A 15,917-nucleotide genomic window follows, 5' to 3' on the forward strand; every position below is an offset into this window, starting at 1 on the left:
TCCCTTTTGACACACCCGGTAGGGCCCACGAAGGTATGACTAACGGCCCTGTCTGTGGCGGGCCTGTCAATGCACCGTGGAAACATGAAGTGCCTGGTGCTGTACGAATCGATGTTCGGCCACACCGAAGCGGTGGCCCGGGCGGTCGCGGCCGGGATGTCCTCCGCCCTGCCCGGCGGCTCTCTGGTGGAGATCGCCGACGTGTCGGCCCGTCCGCTCCCGAGGGGGGTCGGCCTGCTGGTCACCGGAGCGCCCACCCATGCCTTCGGGATGAGCCGGCCGGCCACCCGCGCCGACGCCGCGCGACAGGGCACGGTACGGCCCGGTGCCGTCGAGGCCGGGCTGCGTGAATGGCTGGACGGCCTGGCCGGGCTGGACGACGTCGCCGTGGCCGCGTTCGACACCCGGGTCGCGGGCGCGCTGTTCACCGGCTCGGCGGCCCGCAAGGCGCTGCGCTCGCTGCACCGGCTCGGCGGCGAGCCCGTACTGGCGGCCGAGGGCTTCCTGGTCTCCGGTACGCGGGGACCGCTCGTGCCGGGCGAACTGGACCGGGCCCGCGAGTGGGGTGCCCGGCTGGCCCGCGCGGCCAGCGCCTCCTCCGCCGCGGCCGCCTAAGGTCCGGACCGAGGAGGAGCCATGCGGCCCTGGATCGATGAGCCGGATCGGCACGATGACCCGCCCGTCGCGCCTATCGCACTATTCTGGACTAATCAGACAGCGAAACGGAGTGCCCGGTTCGCTGGTCTCTCCTTCAGGAGGCAGTGATGAGCACCGGATACCTGATCGTGGTGGGCGTCGACGGCTCCGAAGGCGGTCGCCGCGCTCTCGCCTGGGCGGCCACCGAGGCGGCCGCCCGCGGAGGAGCCGTCCGGGCCGTCATCGCCTGGTCGTGGACCGGCCTCGACTACGGCCCGATCGCCACCGCCGTCTCGCCGAGCGACGAGAGCGCCCTCGCCGGCCAGGTGCTGGCCTCCGAGATCGACGCCCTCGCCCGGGAGCGGGGCTCACGGCTGCCGGTCACCGCCGAGGTCGTCGAGGGCAGCCCCGCCGAGGCCCTCACCACCGCCGCCCGCGACGCCGACCTGCTGGTGCTGGGCAGTCACGGCCACAGCCGGGTCCGGCACACCGTCCTGGGTTCGGTGAGCGAGTCCTGCATCCGCAAGGCCACCTGCCCGGTCGTGGTCATCCCGGCTCCGATCCGGGAACCCGCCACCGTCGGCTGAGACGGACGCACGGCGAGGGGCGCGTCATCCGGCGCGCCCCTCGCCGTGTCCATCGGCCGGCGCATCAGGTACCGGGGGGCCGTTGGTCCCGAAACGGTCGGGACCTCGGCCGTGCCGCAAGGGGCTCTGCGGCACAGGTGGCGATCGATGCGGAAGCGGAGAGTCATAGGTGACGACAAGGTCTCGAGGAGGACCAGATGGCCACCACCGCACGCCACAACATCGCCCAGTTGGAGCAGGTCGAGGCCCCCGGCTCGATGCTCACCCACACCGCCGCCCGGGTGCTGGCGGTGCTGCGGATCGCCACCGGGTTCGTCTTTCTCTGGGCGTTTCTCGACAAGACATTCGGATTCGGGTACGCGACGCCCGCCGAGCGCGCCTGGATCAACGGCGGATCGCCGACCAAAGGATTTCTCTCCGGAGTCGAGGTCGGACCGTTCGAGAACTTCTTCCACAGCATCGCCGGAGCCGTCTGGGCCGACTGGCTGTTCATGCTGGGCCTGCTCGGGGTCGGCGTCGCGCTGATCCTCGGCATCGGCCTGCGGATCGCCGCCGTCGCCGCCGGCCTGATGATGGCCTTCATGTGGGCCGCCGAGTGGCCGCTCGCCCAGGAGACCAGCAGCGGTGAGCCCACCCGGTCGAGCAACCCGCTGGTCGACTACCACGTCGTCTACGGTCTGGGTGCCGCGGTGCTGGCCCTGACCTACGCCGGGCACACCTGGGGTCTGGGCCGCTGGTGGGCGCGACTGCCCCTGGTCCAGAAGAACCGCTGGCTCATCTGATTCGCCCATCCCCCACAGCCCGGCCGGGGCGCCCCGGCCGAGCTTCCCCGTGCCCGCGTCCGGCGGATCGTGCGCAACCGGTACCTCCGGACGGTCCGCAGGCGCATGCTGCGAGGAGACGAGAAACCGGGAGGCAGGGATGATCGCGCACGTGGGTGACCGGATCGTGGTCAAGGGCAAGCACGTCGGCGACGGCAGCAGGGGCGGTGTGATCACCCAGCTGCGGCACGAGGACGGCACACCGCCCTACGAGGTCCAGTGGGACGACGGGCACACCGGCCTGATCTTCCCGGGGCCGGAGACGCACCTGGAGGCCGGCCGCGCCTCAGCGGTCTCCTGACCCGCGGGGCGCCTCCGCCGGCCGGGCGGTGCTCTCCCGCAGGCGAACCCTCGCCGGCGGGGCCGGGCGGACCGGCGGCGGCCCACCGTCGAGCACGGCCAGGACGGTCTCGCCCAGGACACGGCCGAACGCGTGTGCGTCGGTACCGAGGGCGGACAGCGGTGGTGTGGCCAGCTCGCACAGCGGCGAGTCGTTGCCGGCGACCAGGCTGAGGCGCCCGGGGACCGGGATCCCCTCGCGGGCCAGTTCCCGGGCGGCGGCCACGGCCATGACGTCGTTGTCGAACACGACCGCGGTGGGCGGCGGGTCGGCGGCCAGCAGCGCCCGCAGGCCACGGACGCCGGAGGCGGCACTGTAGTCGCCCTCGGTGACGTGGACGGTGAGGCGGTGCGCCGCGGCGGCGGCGCCACGTTCGGCGGTGTGCGCCAGGGCGGCGGGCCCGCTGACGCGGCCCACCACCCGGTGCCCGAGATCGTGCAGGACGTCCAGCGCGGCGGTCAGGGCGCGGCCGTCGTCGGTGACCACGGCGGGGTACGCCCCCTCGCGCCGGCCCGCCAGCAGGGCCGGGAGTCCCAGCTCCGCCAGCAGGTCCGGCCGGTCGTCGCCGTGCACGAGGTTGACCAGCACCACCGCGGCGACCGACCGTTGCGCCGCCCAGCGGCGATACGTGTCACGCTCGGCCGCGGCGTCCGCGACGACGAGCAGGAACACGCTCCCCGCCCGTCCGGCCAGCACCTCGTCGAGCCCGGCGGTGAGTTCGAGGAAGAACGGTTCCACACCGACGCGCGCGTCGCCCGCGGTGAGGACGAGCCCGATCAGCACAGCCGGTTCGCGGAGTGCAGCAGTCGCTCCATCTCCGCGCCGCCGGTGCTCCCCGGGGCCGTCGTGACGGTGAACGTGCGGGACTCACCGGGCAGCAGGTCGATCAGCATGTCGTCGACCTCGGCGGACGGGCTCAGCCGGTCGGCGAGGAGGGCGACGTCCCGGGCGAACGACCTCGCCGTGACGGTCACCTCGTAGCCGTTCCGGACGGCGGTCACCTCGGTCGTCAGCGCGTCCGGGTCGTAGGCGAGGTCCCGGTCCTCGGCGAACAGATGGACGGCCCGCAGGGTCCCGGCGTCGGCCACCAGGACCTCGCCGGCCGCGCTCGTCACGGCGTACAACTCGGGGGTCAGGTCTTGGATCCGCACGGACCTGGCCGGCACGCTGACCTGGAGTTCCGCCGAGGCCAGGCACGTCCCGCCGAAGGTGGTCCGGCGCAGCCGGACCGGCGAGTCCCACGGCTCGTCGGTGTCGTTGACGGTGACCAGCACCGGGACGCCGTCGCGGAGGCGAAGGGCGAGAAGCCTGGGGGCGTACGCACGACGCAGCGCGTACCAGGCGGGCTTGCGCCGCCCGGCGCCGTCGACCATGGCCCACGACGTGACCGGCCAGCAGTCGTTGAGCTGCCAGATGATGCTGCCCATCGTGCGCGGGGCATGGGACCTCAGATGCTCGACGGCGTACGCGGTGGCGCGCGCCTGGTTGAGCTGGGTCGCCCAGTGCCAGTCGGCGAAGTCCTCGGGCACCCGCATGTGGTGGGCCAGGCCGCGGTCGAGTTTGCCGTTGCCGTCCTCCGCCTTCTGGTGCAGCAGGAACGCCGCCGACTCCTTGTGCAGGTCGGCCGGGTCGAGGGCCTCGGCGAGCGTGGACCAGGCCGGTGGCGCCTGCCAGCCGAACTCGGAGCAGAACCGGGGCACGAACCGGTCGTGATGGGTGTAGTCCTGCCGGTTCCACACCTCCCACTCGTGGCGGGTGCCGTACCGGTCGTCGTTGGGGTGCACGACCTCGGGATCGTGGCCGGGGCTGGACGGGCTGCCCGCGTGGTACGGCCGGGTCGGGTCGAGGGCGGCCACGAGTTCCGGGAAGTCGCGGTAGTAGTAGCCGGCGCCCCAGGTGGCGCCGTTCAGCTCGTCCTTCCAGCCCCAGTCCTCGTGACCCCAGATGTTCTCGTTGCCGCCGTTCCACAGGATCAGCGAGGGGTGCGGGGCCAGGCGGGTGATGTTCTCAGCCGCCTCGGCGAGGATCTCGGAGCGCAGCGGCTCCTCCTCGGCGTAGGCGGCACACGCCAGTGGGAAGTCCTGCCACACCAGGACACCGCGCTCGTCGCAGACGTCGTAGAAGTCGTCGCTCTCCCAGATGCCGCCGCCCCAGATGCGCAGCAGGTTGGCGTTCGCGGCCACGGCACGGTCGACGGCGGCCTCGAGATCGGCGCGGGTCAGGCGGGTGAGCAGGTGGTCCTCGGGGATCCAGTTGAGGCCCAGCACGAAGACCTCGCGGTCGTTGACCAGCAGCGTGAACTTCGTGCCGTGCTCATCGGGGGTCTCGTCGAGGCGGACGTCGCGGAAGCCGACGCGGGTGCGGTGCTCGTCGAGGGCCTCGCCGCCGGACAGCAGGGTGACGGTGACGGGCACCAGCGGCTGGTCGCCGTAGCCGGCCGGCCACCAGAGCGGGGCGCCGGGCACGGCGAGCTCGACGCTGCCACTGACGGTGCCGGCCGCCAGCTCGACGGTGGCGCGACGGTCGCCCGCGGTCACCTCGACGGTCAGCGGGGTGTCGGCGGCGCGTTCGACGTCGACGTGCACGGTGAGGCGGTCCCGGGTGGCCAGCGGGCGGACGGCGGCCAGGCGCGCGGTGCGCCACCGCTCCAGGCGCACGTTCTTCCAGATGCCGGCGGTCTGCAGGTCGGGACCCCAGTCCCAGCCGAACGAGCAGGCCATCTTGCGGACAGCGTTGAAGGGGTGGGCGTACGCGCGGGGCCGCCGCCCGATCCGGCGCTCGGTCTCCTCCGCGTACTCGAGGGCGGACGCGAAGTCGACGGTCAGCGGGATCGCCTCGCCGCCGAGCAGCCGGCCGACGTCGAAGCGGTAACCGCGGTGCATGTTCGCGGTCCGGCCGATCTCCGTCCCGCCGAGCTCGACGACGGCGACCGTGTCGAGGCCGTCGAAGACCAGGTCGACGCGCTCCCCGTCGGCGGCAGGCTCCGCGGTGAGGGTGGTCTCGTAGCGCCACGCCGACCGGTGGAACCAGACGAGGTCCGCCTCGTTCGTGCCGGTGTAAGGGTCGGGGATGAGACCGGCCGCGAGCAGGTCGACGTGAACGGTGCCCGGGACCGTGGCGGGCAGGGTGGCGGCGGCGATCGCGGGCGGCACGGGGCCGCCCGTGGCGCGCAGGGTCCAGCCGGTGTTCAGGTCGTGTCGCAGCAGCATACGATGATTCTTAAGCCAGTGAAGTAACCTCGTCAACCACCTGTGGGAGCGTGACCATGAGTGCTCGGGCACGCATCCTCGACGCGATCCGCGCGGGCGAGCCCGTGAGCCGTGTCGAATTGGCCCGCCGCACCGGGCTGACCGAGGCCGCCGTGTCGACGACCGTACGCAAGCTTCTCGATGAAGGTCTCGTGCTGGAGACCGGCCGCAGCCCCAGCGGCGGCAAGCCGCGCACGCTGCTGCGCCTCGATCCGGCCGCCCGCGTCGCCGTCGGCATCCACCACGACGGCGACCGGATCATCTACGTGCTGACCGGACAGACCGGCGGCGTCCTGGCCCGGCTCGCCACCCCCGCCGTCTCCCCCAGCTACGCCGCCGGGCCGCTCGCCGACGGCGTCGAGCGACTGCTCAGCGTCGCGGGCGTGGACCGGGACCGCTGCCTCGGCGTGGGCGTCGCCACGGCGGACGGCCCGCCGCCGGACGAGATCGCCGGCTTCCCGGTGCTCAGTCAGGATCAGGCCACCGCGGCGGCGGTCGGCGCCTACTGGGTGGAACGGGTCGAGCCGGAGCGCCCCTTCGCGGCCCTCTACCTGGGCACGGCCTTCGGCGCCGGGGTGGTCCTCGACGGCCGGGCCCGACCGGCCGGTTTCGGTCACGTCTGCGTGCTCGTCGACGGCCCGGAATGCTGGTGCGGCGGGCGGGGCTGCCTGGAGGCGGTGGCCGGGCCCCGTACCGTGATCACCTCCGGCGGGCCCGCCGGCTTCGACGCGGTGGCCCGGCAGGCACGATCCGCTCCCGGTCCCTGCCGGGAAGCCCTCGAAGCGTCGGCAGGGTACGTCGCGGCGGCGGCCGAGACGGTGGTGAACCTGTTCGGGGTGAACCTGCTGGTGCTGACCGGCCCGGGTTTCGCGGCGGCGTCGTTCGTCTACGGCCCGGCCATAGCCCGCCGGATCAGGGCGGCTGACGCCCGCACATGGAAGAGATCAGTAACGGTCACCGTCTCACCTGCCGCGACCATCGCCGCGGCCACCGGAGCGGCTGCCCTGATCCTCCAGTCCCACCTGACCCGCTGACCCGCTGACCGGCGGACGGTGACGGTCGGTCGCGAGAAATCTCCGGTGTGTCATTGAACCGATCCAAGACGGGGCTGGTACACACCCGCGTCCGGCTTGGGGAGGGAGAAGGACCATGGCCGATCGACTGCATGTCGACCCGGTGTCACTCGAGGGGATCGCCGACCAGCTGCTGCGGTCCGCGGACGGGCTGGGGGCGGCCGTCTCCGGCGCGCCCGGGGCACCCGACGCCGGGATGGACACACCGATCTTCGACGAACTGCTCGTGCACCTCGGGCAGAGCGCTTCCGGCCTGGCCGAAGGGCTCGGCGCGGCGGCCGCGCGGGTGACACAGGCGAATCACACGTACGCCGACGAGGACGCCGGCAACGCGCAGAGCATCAACGGGAGTCGATGATGCCGATCGACACGCGACTCGACGGGAACCCGGCCGCCCTGTTCTCCGGCGCGCAGTGGCTGCGCGGCCGGCTCGGCTTCGAGGTCGACAACGGCGCCACCACGATGCGGCTGGCCGGTCACGAGGCGCGGCACAGCTGGGTGGGCGCGGGCGGCGCGGCGTTCAGTGAGCGGATGACCGCCGCCGCGGGGCTCGCCGACCGGCTGCGGGCCGAGATCGAGGCGACCGCCGCGACGTTCTCCGACTACGGCCAGACGCTGGCCACCGCGCAGGCGCGCATGCAGGCCGTCCGGTCCCTCGCCGGCGGGCAGGGCCTCATGGTGGCCGGGACGTTGATCCTCGACCCGGTCGCGGCCGACCCGGCGACCTACGCGAGGCTGCAGACCGCCTATGTCCTGGCCATGTCGCAGGTCGCGGAGCTGCGCACGCTGATGGCCTCGGCACGGGCGCTGGCGCAGGCCCGGCAGGCGCAGGTGCGGGCCGTGCCGCCGATCCAGCCCACCGACGTGGTCAGCGGCTCAGGTGGCGCGCCGCCGCCCGCGAAGCCGGACGAGCTCCGGTCCCGGGCGTTCACCACGGAGCAGAGCAAGCCGGCGCCCGGCCCCGAACCCGCCGGGCGCAACCTCCCCGCCCACGAGCAGACCCACGTCGTCCAGCAGCGCAACGGTGTGCAGGCCGGAAACTGAGAACGGGAGCCGAGGGCCCGGGTTCTCCGCGAGGTGACGCTACAACCCGGCGGCAACCGTTCCGGCAACCGTGAGCAGGCAGAGTGCGACCCATGCGAAAACTGGGAGCGGCCGTCGCGGTCGTCGCGTCAATCCTCGGTGTGGCCGGAAGTATCGCCGGTCCCCTGTACGCCGCGTTCGGGGCGAGCTGACACACTTGACCGATCATGACGCTGACCGATCGCCTCCCGGGCTCCCCCGAACCTGACGCCGTCTTCGACGCCTTCCAGGCGTGGGTGACCGAGCAGGGCCTGACCCTGTATCCGCATCAGGAGGAGGCGCTGATCGAGATCGCGACCGGCGCGAACGTCATCCTGAACACACCGACCGGCTCGGGCAAGAGCCTGGTCGCGACCGGTGCGCACTTCGCGGCGCTGGCCGACGGCCGCACCACGTTCTACACGGCGCCGATCAAGGCGCTGGTGAGCGAGAAGTTCTTCGCCCTCTGCGCGACGTTCGGCGCGCACAACGTGGGCATGCTGACCGGTGACGCGAGCGTCAACGCGGACGCGCCGATCATCTGCTGCACCGCGGAGATCCTGGCGAACCTGGCACTGCGTGAGGGCACCGACGCCGACGTCGGACAGGTCGTGATGGACGAGTTCCACTTCTACGCCGAACCCGACCGGGGCTGGGCCTGGCAGGTGCCGCTCATCGAGCTGCCGCAGGCGCAGTTCATCCTCATGTCGGCGACGCTCGGTGACGTGACCCGGTTCGTCGACGATCTGTCGAGGCGCACCGGCCGGGAGACGGCCGTGGTCAGCAACGCCGAGCGGCCGGTCCCGCTGATCTTCGAGTACGCGATGACACCACTGCACGAGACGATCGAGGAGCTGCTGACGACCAAGCAGGCGCCGGTCTACATCGTGCATTTCACGCAGGCCGCGGCGCTGGAGCGGGCGCAGTCGCTGATGAGCATCAACATGAGCACCCGGGCGGAGAAGGACGCGATCGCCGCGGCGATCGGCAACTTCCGGTTCACGGCGGGCTTCGGGCGTACGCTCTCGCGCCTGGTCCGGCACGGGATCGGCGTGCACCACGCGGGCATGCTGCCGAAGTACCGCCGGCTGGTCGAGACACTCGCGCAGGCCGGCCTCCTCAAGGTCATCTGCGGTACGGACACGCTCGGCGTGGGCATCAACGTGCCGATCCGGACCGTGCTGTTCACCGGCCTGTCGAAGTACGACGGTGTGAAGACCCGCCTGCTCAAGGCACGTGAGTTCCACCAGATCGCGGGCCGCGCCGGTCGTGCCGGGTTCGACACCATCGGCACCGTGATCGTCCAGGCTCCGGAACACGTGATCGACAACGAGCGGGCGCTCGCGAAGGCCGGCGACGACCCGAAGAAGCGCCGCAAGGTGGTGCGCAAGAAGCCGCCGGAGGGGCAGATCGGCTGGGGCCGGCCCACGTTCGACCGGCTGGTCGACGCCGAGCCGGAGCCGCTGACCTCGTCGTTCCAGGTGAGCCATGCGATGCTGCTCAACGTGATGAACCGGGGCGGCGACCCGTACCCCGCCCTGAAGCATCTCTTGACCGAGAATCACGAGGAGCGGCCCGCTCAGCGCAGGCACATCCGCAGGGCGGTCGGGATCGCGCGGGCGCTCGTGGCGGGTGGCGTCATCGAACGTACCGATGAGGGCATCTACAAGCTCGTCGAGGATCTGCAGCTGGACTTCGCCCTGAACCAGGCGCTGTCGCCGTTCGCGCTCGCGTGCCTGGAGCTGCTCGACAAGGAGTCACCGGAGTACCCGCTCGACGTCGTCTCGGTGATCGAGTCGACCCTGGAGGACCCCCGGCAGATCGTCTCCGAGCAGCGCAAGAAGGCCCGCGGCGAGGCGGTCAACGCCATGAAGGCCGAGGGCATCGAATACGAGGAGCGCATGCAGCTCCTGGAGGACGTGACCTGGCCGCAGCCGCTGAAGGAGCTGCTCGAGGCCGCGTACGAGACGTACCGCCGCGGCCACCCGTGGGTCGCCGACTACGAGCTCAAACCCAAGTCCGTGGTCCGCGACATGTACGAGCGGGCCATGACGTTCACCGAGTACGTGTCGTTCTACGGCCTGTCCCGCTCCGAGGGCCTGGTGCTGCGCTACCTCGCCGACGCGTACCGCGCGCTGCGCCAGACGGTGCCCGAGGACGCCCGCACCGAGGAACTCACCGACCTCATCGAGTGGCTCGGCGAGCTGGTCCGTCAGGTCGACTCCAGCCTGCTCGACGAGTGGGCCCGCCTGCAGAACCCCGGCGAGGAGATCACCGAGGTCCGCATCGACGACAAGCCGCCCGCCGTCACCCGCAACGCCCGCGCCTTCCGGGTGCTGGTGCGCAACGCCATGTTCCGGCGGGTGGAGCTGGCCGCGCTGCGCCGCTGGGACCTGCTCGGCGAGATGGACGCCGAGCACGGCTGGACCTCCGAGCGCTGGCAGAAGGCGATCCAGGACTACTTCGAGGAGTACGACACGCTCGGCACCGGCCCGGCGGCGCGCGGCCCGGCGTTCCTGAACATCGAGCAGGGCGCCACCCAGTGGACGGTCCGGCAGGTGTTCGAGGACCCGGAGGGCGACCACGACTGGGGCATCGACGCCGTCGTCGACCTGGCCGAGTCCGACGAAGCCGGCACGGCCGCGATCACGGTCACCGCCGTCGGCCCGCACTGACGGTGCGACCGGAGGACGTCCTGGCCGTTCTGGCGGAGCTGGCCCCGGCCGGCGCCGACCGGATCCTGGACGTCACGCAGGGCTCGCAGCCGCTCGTGTGGCTCGCCGGCTCCGATCGTGTGCCGCGTAAGGACGGTGACCGGCTCGCCGCCATCGACGCGCTGCACCGCGAGGAGCGGATCCTGCACCGGGGCTGGGGCTTTCTGGCCGGCCGCACCGAGGTCGACGGGAAGCAGCGCAAGATCCGGGTACCGCTGCTCAGCCAGCCGGTGCACCTGGAACGCACGCTCACCGGCTACCGGGTGGCGGCGGCCGGGGACGTCGAGGTCACCCCGCTGATCGCCGACCGGGAACTGGCGGCCTCGCTGGAGAACGCGCCCGGTCTGGGCAGCGCCGGCTGGCTCGACGTGGTCGGCGCGCGGGCCTGGCTGGCGTCGGCGGCCGAGGCGACCGGGCTCGAGTTCGACGCGGTCACCGAGCCGGGCGGGCGGCTGCCGGCGGACCGCCTCGTGCTGGTGGCGGGGGCGGCGCTGTTCGTGGCACGTGACGTGTTCGGCGGCGGCCTGCGCGACAGTCTGCGCAGCTGGGCGGGCCGGGACCTGACCGGGACGGCGCTGGCCGCCGTCTACGGGTGTGCGCCTGACCTCCCTGCCGCTCCCGCTCCCGGCGATCCGGTCCTCTCACCGCTTCCGCTCAGTGAGGCGCAGGCCGCCGTGGTGGCGCGGGCCCGGACCGCTCCGGTCACGGTGGTCTCCGGGCCGCCCGGCAACGGCAAGAGCCATACGGTGGTCGCGGCCGCTCTCGAGGTGGTGCTGCGCGGTGGGTCGGTGCTGATCGCGACACAGTCGCCGCACGCCGCCGAGGTGCTGGCGGCTCTGCTGGCACGCTATTCGGGTCCGGCGCCGGTGCTGTTCGGGGACGCGGACCGGTCCAGCCTGGCGGCCTCCCTCGGGGCGGGCGCGGACGAGGGTGTCGGGTCACGGCAGCTGCGCGCCGACCGGCAGGCGGTTCTTCACAACCTTTCGCGGGTACGGTCGGCGCGCGCCGCCGTCACGACGGTCCTGCGGGCCGAGCTGCTGGCGGCCGGCCTGCCCGGCTACGAGCCGCTGCTGGCGGGGCTGGCCGCCGACGTGCCGGGTGCCTTCGACGACGACGTGGACCTCGACGAGGCCGCCCGCCTGCTCGGCTCGGGCAGTCCGGCCGGGTGGTGGGCACGTCGGCGGGTGGCGAGGGCTCGGGGGCGGGCCCTGCGGCTGCTGGGCGCTCGTCCGGGCGTACCGATGGAAAGGGTTCTCGAAGCTCTCGCCGCGGCGAGCGCGCAGCGAGCCGCCGCACGTCTCGCCGTGACCGGTGGTGGTGATCTTGACCGGTTGTGGGCCGTTGTGCACGAGGCCGAGGCCGCGTTGCGGGCGTCCGCCGGGACCTCGATCCGGCATGCCGCGCGCAGTGCCGAGCGGTGGGACGGTGACGCGCGGCGGGCCGCGTCCGCGCTGGCCACGGCTCTGCGGTCGGGCCGGAACCGGCGCCGGGAACTGCTCGCCCGCCTGGACGCGCCGCCGCTGGTGCGGGCGCTGCCGCTGTGGATCGGCACGGTCGCCGATGTGGAGGACCTGCTGCCGGCCGCGCCCGCTCTGTTCGATCTCGTGGTGATCGACGAGGCGTCGCACGTCGACCAGATCCGGGCCGCGCCGGTGCTGGCGCGGGCGCGGCGGGCGCTGATCGTCGGCGATCCACGACAGCTGCGGTTCGTGTCATTCGTCAGTGACGCCGGGGTGAGCGGGGTGCTGGAACGGCACGGCGCCGACGACCGGTTGGACGTGCGGCGGGTCAGCACGTTCGACCTGGCCACCGCGGCCGCGCCGACGACCTGGCTGACCGAGCATTTCCGCAGCGTGCCACACCTGATCGGGTTCTCGGCGCGGCGGTTCTACGACGGGCGGATCGTGGCGATGACCCGGACGCCGGCCGCCGACGAGGCCGACGCCGTCGACGTGGTGCCGGTGGCGGGCGCGACCGTGTCCGACGGGGTGAACACGGCCGAGGTGGCAGCCGCCGTAGCGGCGGTGGAGAAGCTCGCGGCGGCCGGGTTCCGCGGCATCGGGGTGATCACGCCGTTCCGGGCGCAGGCCGACGCCTGCGAGTCCGCGCTGGTGGCGGCGTTCCCGGTGGAGCGGATCGAGGAACTGGGGCTACGGGTCGGCACGGTACACGCCTTCCAGGGCAGCGAGGCCGACGCGGTCGTCGTGTCGCTGGGGCTGGTCGATGGCGACGCGGCCGGGCGGCGGCGGTTCGTCACCGACGCGCAGCTGTTCAACGTGATGGTCACCCGGGCGCGGCGCCGGCTCGTGGTGCTGAACTCGCTGACCGCCCCGGACGGGCTGCTCGGCGAGTATCTGCGCTACGCCGCGGGTCCGCCGCATCCCGGACCGGCTCCGGACGCGCCGACCGGCTGGGCGGCCCGGCTGGCCGTCGAGCTCGAACGCGTCGGCGTGCCGGTCCGGCCCGGTTACGCGGTCGGTTCCTGGCGGATCGACCTGTGCGCGGGTCCGGCGTCGTCACCGGCCGGCGTGCTGTGCGGCGTACACCCCGGCGGCCCGGAAGCGCACCTGGCCCGCCAGTCGGCCCTGCACCGGGCGGGTTGGCGCCTGATCGACGCGTTCCCCACACGCTGGGACGGCGACCCGCGCCGGGCGGCCCTGGAGATAGCCGCGGCGTGCTCGTCAGAGTGAGCGCGGGTTCCCGTCAGAGCGCGGGTTCCCGTCAGAGCGCGGGTTCCCGTCAGAGCGCGGGTTCCCGTCAGAGCGCGGGTTCCCGTCAGAGCGCGGGTTCTCGTCAGAGCGAGCGCGGGTTCAGAATGCGGTTTATGTCGGTCACGGCCGGCAGGCGGACACGGAACGTCGTGCCGAGGCCCGGCTCGCTGGTGGCGGTCACGTCGCCGCCCTGGTCAGCGACGATCCGGCGCACGATGGTCAGTCCCAGGCCGGAGCCGCCGGTGGCCCGCTGCCGGGCCGGGTCGGCGCGCCAGAACCGGTCGAACACCCGGGACACCTCGTCGGCGTTCATGCCGACACCGGTGTCGCGCACGGTCAGGATCGCGTCCGGCCCGTCCCGCGAGACGCGTAGCTCGACCTGCCCACCGGCGTCGGTGTAGCGGATCGCGTTGCTCATCAGGTTGCCCAGTACCTGCCGCATGCGGTCCGGGTCGACGAACACCTCGACCGGCTCGGGCGCGTCCACGACCACCTCGATGCCCGCGTTGCCGGCGACGACGCGATGCGCGGTCGCGGCGGTCTCGGTCAGGTCGGCCAGGTCCAGCGGCATCGGGTCGTAGCCGAGCTCACCCGCCTCGGCGAGCGCCAGCACCTGCAGGTCGTCGAGGATCCGCCGCTGCAGCAGGGTCTCCTCGTGCAGGGACGCGAAGAGTTCCGGGCTGGGCTCGATCACCCCGTCGGCCAGGCCCTCCAGGTAGCCGCGCAGGTTCGACAGCGGGGTGCGCAGCTCGTGGGCGACGTCGGCGACCAGCCGCCGCTGGCGTTCCTCGCTGCGCTGCAGCGCCTCGGCCATCGCGTTGAACGCGCCGGACAGGCGGGCCAGTTCGTCCTGGCCGCGGGTCGGCACCCGGACGTCCAGGCGGCCGGCGGCCAGTTGGAGGGAGGCCCCGGTGAGCAGCCGGACCGGCCGGCTGACCCGCCGGGCGATCGCGGCGGTGCCGACCGCGGCGACCAGCAGCAGGGCGGCGGCGCCGAAAGTCGCCGGTTGCTGGATGACCTCGAGGCCCCGGTCCTGCCGTGCGCCGAAATACACCTGCAGCGGTACGACCGACGGGTTCTGCACCGCCGACTGGAACCCCAGGAGCAGGCACTTGTCGTAGCCCTCGCCGGTCAGGGCGCAGCTGCCGATCCCCGCCCAGGCCTCCTTGAGCCACGTGGCGTCGTTGTGGACCTGGAAGGCCGCCTTCCTCACACAGTCGGGGGCGGCCAGGCGGCGTTCCTCGTCGAGGTAGGGCGGCTGGTCGAGGGTCAGCGCCGGGGACGTCGCGCCGCCGGCGGCCATGCAGCGGGCCGCGGCCAGCGCCGCACGGTACTGCGCGGCCTGGAACAGGGCGCGATCGGTCGGCCGGCCGTCGGCCGGCAGCCCGTCGAACAGGTCGGGCGGGAGTTGCGGCCGCCGCAGGATGATCTGCGCGGGCCGCGTCGCCGGGTCGTCGAGCCGCTCGCCCGTGCTGGCCTCGATCCGCACCCCGGCCAGCCGGGCCGACACCAGGATGTCGGGGTCGATGTCCGGCACCGGTTCGACGGTGCTGGGCAGGCGCTGCACCGGCCCGGACGGCCGCTTCTCGAGGTGGTCGGAGTCGGTGACCACGTCACCGTCGCGGGTCTCCACCCGGATGTGCAGGCCGGTCCGCTCGGACAGCCCGGAGACCACGCCGTCGATCCCGACCCACTGGCCGTGCGTCACGCCGAAGGCGCGGATGGCGTCGACGATCTCGGATTCGTGCCGGTCACGGGCCTGTTCGGCGCGGCTCACCTCGCGGGCGGCGAGACTCAGGGTGAGCCAGGCCGTGGCACCGATCGCCGAACCGGCGACGAACAGCACCAGCAGGAAGATCCGCAGCCGGAAACTCACGGTTCGGCGATCCGGTAGCCGCGGCCGTAGACGGTCTGCACATAGCGGGGTTCGGCCGGGTTCGTCTCGATCTTGCGGCGCAGGTTGACGACGTGGGCGTCGACGGTCCGCTCGGAGACCTCGTTCTCGAAGCCGAACGTCTTGTCCAGGATCTGGCCGCGGGTGAAGACCCGGCCGGGTTCGCGGGCCAGCAGTTCCAGGATGCCGAACTCCTTGGCGGTCAGCCGGACCGGTTCGCCGTCCACCCGTACCTCGAAGCGGGGTGCGTCGACCTCGAGCCCGCCGACCCGCAGCACCTCGGAGGCCTCGCCGCCGCGGGTGCGGCGCAGCAGGGCCCGGATGCGGGCGGTGAGCTCGCGGGGGCTGACCGGCTTGCTCAGGTAGTCGTCGGCGCCGATGTCCAGCCCGAGGAGCATGTCGTTCTCCGCGGACCGGGCCGTGACCAGCAGGATCGCCACGTTGGCGAGGGTGGCGTCGGGGTCGGCGCGCAGGATCCGGCAGACGTCCAGGCCGTCGACCTCGGGCATCATCCAGTCCAGTACGACCAGGTCGGGGCGGCGGGCACGGGTCTGCTCGAGAGCGGCCCGGCCGTCACCGACGGTGAGCACCTGATGCCCTTCCCGTTCCAGGTACAGGCGGATCAGCTGGGCATGCTTGGGATCGTCGTCGGCTACGAGGATGCGGGCGGTCACGGCTCGCATTCTGTCCCAGCCTGTCCAGCCGCCCAAGAAATATGAAGAACCCGTGAGGTTCACGTCCCGGATTCGTGCCGCGCACAATCACAGCATCTTCCGCACAGGTTCTTCACAGGTGCCGTCCTACGGTCGCCTCCTTGCAATGTTGAGGAGG

Annotated in this window: 13 protein-coding genes; 9 read left to right on the forward strand and 4 right to left on the reverse strand. The window is 72.7% G+C overall.

Annotation, left to right across the window (positions count from 1 at the left end):
* The first annotated feature begins 84 nt into the window (after positions 1–84).
* The 4 genes from CLV67_RS18680 (at position 85) to CLV67_RS18695 (ending at position 2,345) form a co-directional block, all read left to right on the forward strand.
* Positions 85–615, forward strand: a complete 531-nt coding sequence (locus CLV67_RS18680) for a flavodoxin family protein (protein WP_106320571.1) — start codon at positions 85–87, stop codon at positions 613–615.
* A gap of 149 nt (positions 616–764) precedes the next feature.
* The gene (locus CLV67_RS18685; protein WP_106320039.1) at positions 765–1,223 is read left to right on the forward strand and encodes a universal stress protein; all 459 of its coding nucleotides are present in this window, start codon (positions 765–767) and stop codon (positions 1,221–1,223) included.
* Positions 1,224–1,420: 197 nt separating this feature from the next.
* A complete protein-coding gene (locus CLV67_RS18690) occupies positions 1,421–2,005 on the forward strand; it encodes a DoxX family membrane protein (RefSeq protein ID WP_106320041.1) in 585 nt (194 codons plus the stop codon).
* Between the two features lie 139 nt (positions 2,006–2,144).
* Positions 2,145–2,345, forward strand: coding sequence for a DUF1918 domain-containing protein (locus CLV67_RS18695; RefSeq protein WP_106320043.1), 201 nt, complete (start codon positions 2,145–2,147; stop codon positions 2,343–2,345).
* On the opposite strand, the gene CLV67_RS18700 is transcribed toward CLV67_RS18695, so the two are convergent.
* A complete protein-coding gene (locus CLV67_RS18700) occupies positions 2,331–3,167 on the reverse strand; it encodes a substrate-binding domain-containing protein (protein WP_106320045.1) in 837 nt (278 codons plus the stop codon). The two genes, CLV67_RS18695 and CLV67_RS18700, sit on opposite strands and share 15 nt — an antisense overlap.
* Positions 3,161–5,593, reverse strand: a complete 2,433-nt coding sequence (locus CLV67_RS18705) for a glycosyl hydrolase 2 galactose-binding domain-containing protein (protein WP_203737171.1) — start codon at positions 5,591–5,593, stop codon at positions 3,161–3,163. The genes CLV67_RS18700 and CLV67_RS18705 overlap by 7 nt, the downstream gene beginning before the upstream one ends.
* Before the next feature lie 56 nt (positions 5,594–5,649).
* On the opposite strand from CLV67_RS18705, the gene CLV67_RS18710 reads away from it, so the two are divergent.
* The 5 genes from CLV67_RS18710 to CLV67_RS18730 all read left to right on the forward strand — a co-directional run bounded on the left by CLV67_RS18710 (position 5,650) and on the right by CLV67_RS18730 (position 13,171).
* Complete coding sequence (locus tag CLV67_RS18710; RefSeq protein ID WP_106320047.1) at positions 5,650–6,666, forward strand: ROK family transcriptional regulator; 1,017 nt, start codon at positions 5,650–5,652, stop codon at positions 6,664–6,666.
* A gap of 115 nt (positions 6,667–6,781) precedes the next feature.
* Positions 6,782–7,063, forward strand: a complete 282-nt coding sequence (locus CLV67_RS18715) for a hypothetical protein (protein ID WP_106320049.1) — start codon at positions 6,782–6,784, stop codon at positions 7,061–7,063.
* Positions 7,060–7,749, forward strand: a complete 690-nt coding sequence (locus CLV67_RS18720; RefSeq protein WP_106320051.1) for an eCIS core domain-containing protein — start codon at positions 7,060–7,062, stop codon at positions 7,747–7,749. The genes CLV67_RS18715 and CLV67_RS18720 overlap by 4 nt, the downstream gene beginning before the upstream one ends.
* 206 nt (positions 7,750–7,955) lie before the next feature.
* Positions 7,956–10,442, forward strand: a complete 2,487-nt coding sequence (locus tag CLV67_RS18725) for a DEAD/DEAH box helicase (protein ID WP_106320053.1) — start codon at positions 7,956–7,958, stop codon at positions 10,440–10,442.
* Positions 10,443–10,444: 2 nt separating this feature from the next.
* Positions 10,445–13,171, forward strand: coding sequence for an AAA domain-containing protein (locus tag CLV67_RS18730; RefSeq protein WP_106320055.1), 2,727 nt, complete (start codon positions 10,445–10,447; stop codon positions 13,169–13,171).
* A 103-nt stretch (positions 13,172–13,274) separates the two neighbouring features.
* On the opposite strand, the gene CLV67_RS18735 is transcribed toward CLV67_RS18730, so the two are convergent.
* A complete protein-coding gene (locus CLV67_RS18735) occupies positions 13,275–15,068 on the reverse strand; it encodes a sensor histidine kinase (protein WP_106320057.1) in 1,794 nt (597 codons plus the stop codon).
* Positions 15,065–15,769, reverse strand: a complete 705-nt coding sequence (locus tag CLV67_RS18740) for a response regulator transcription factor (protein ID WP_203737172.1) — start codon at positions 15,767–15,769, stop codon at positions 15,065–15,067. The genes CLV67_RS18735 and CLV67_RS18740 overlap by 4 nt, the downstream gene beginning before the upstream one ends.
* Positions 15,770–15,917 lie beyond the last annotated feature (148 nt).

It is taken from the genome of Actinoplanes italicus (assembly GCF_003001815.1).
GTDB classification, from domain to species: Bacteria; Actinomycetota; Actinomycetes; order Mycobacteriales; family Micromonosporaceae; genus Actinoplanes; species Actinoplanes italicus.

Bases quoted from the DNA above. Each gene is read 5' to 3' on its own strand.
- CLV67_RS18680 (WP_106320571.1), top strand. From the start codon at position 85: ATGAAGTGCCTGGTGCTGTACGAATCGATGTTCGGCCACACCGAAGCG.
- CLV67_RS18685 (WP_106320039.1), top strand. From the start codon at position 765: ATGAGCACCGGATACCTGATCGTGGTGGGCGTCGACGGCTCCGAAGGC.
- CLV67_RS18690 (WP_106320041.1), top strand. From the start codon at position 1,421: ATGGCCACCACCGCACGCCACAACATCGCCCAGTTGGAGCAGGTCGAG.
- CLV67_RS18695 (WP_106320043.1), top strand. From the start codon at position 2,145: ATGATCGCGCACGTGGGTGACCGGATCGTGGTCAAGGGCAAGCACGTC.
- CLV67_RS18705 (WP_203737171.1), bottom strand. From the start codon at position 5,593: ATGCTGCTGCGACACGACCTGAACACCGGCTGGACCCTGCGCGCCACG.
- CLV67_RS18710 (WP_106320047.1), top strand. From the start codon at position 5,650: ATGAGTGCTCGGGCACGCATCCTCGACGCGATCCGCGCGGGCGAGCCC.
- CLV67_RS18715 (WP_106320049.1), top strand. From the start codon at position 6,782: ATGGCCGATCGACTGCATGTCGACCCGGTGTCACTCGAGGGGATCGCC.
- CLV67_RS18720 (WP_106320051.1), top strand. From the start codon at position 7,060: ATGATGCCGATCGACACGCGACTCGACGGGAACCCGGCCGCCCTGTTC.
- CLV67_RS18725 (WP_106320053.1), top strand. From the start codon at position 7,956: ATGACGCTGACCGATCGCCTCCCGGGCTCCCCCGAACCTGACGCCGTC.
- CLV67_RS18740 (WP_203737172.1), bottom strand. From the start codon at position 15,769: ATGCGAGCCGTGACCGCCCGCATCCTCGTAGCCGACGACGATCCCAAG.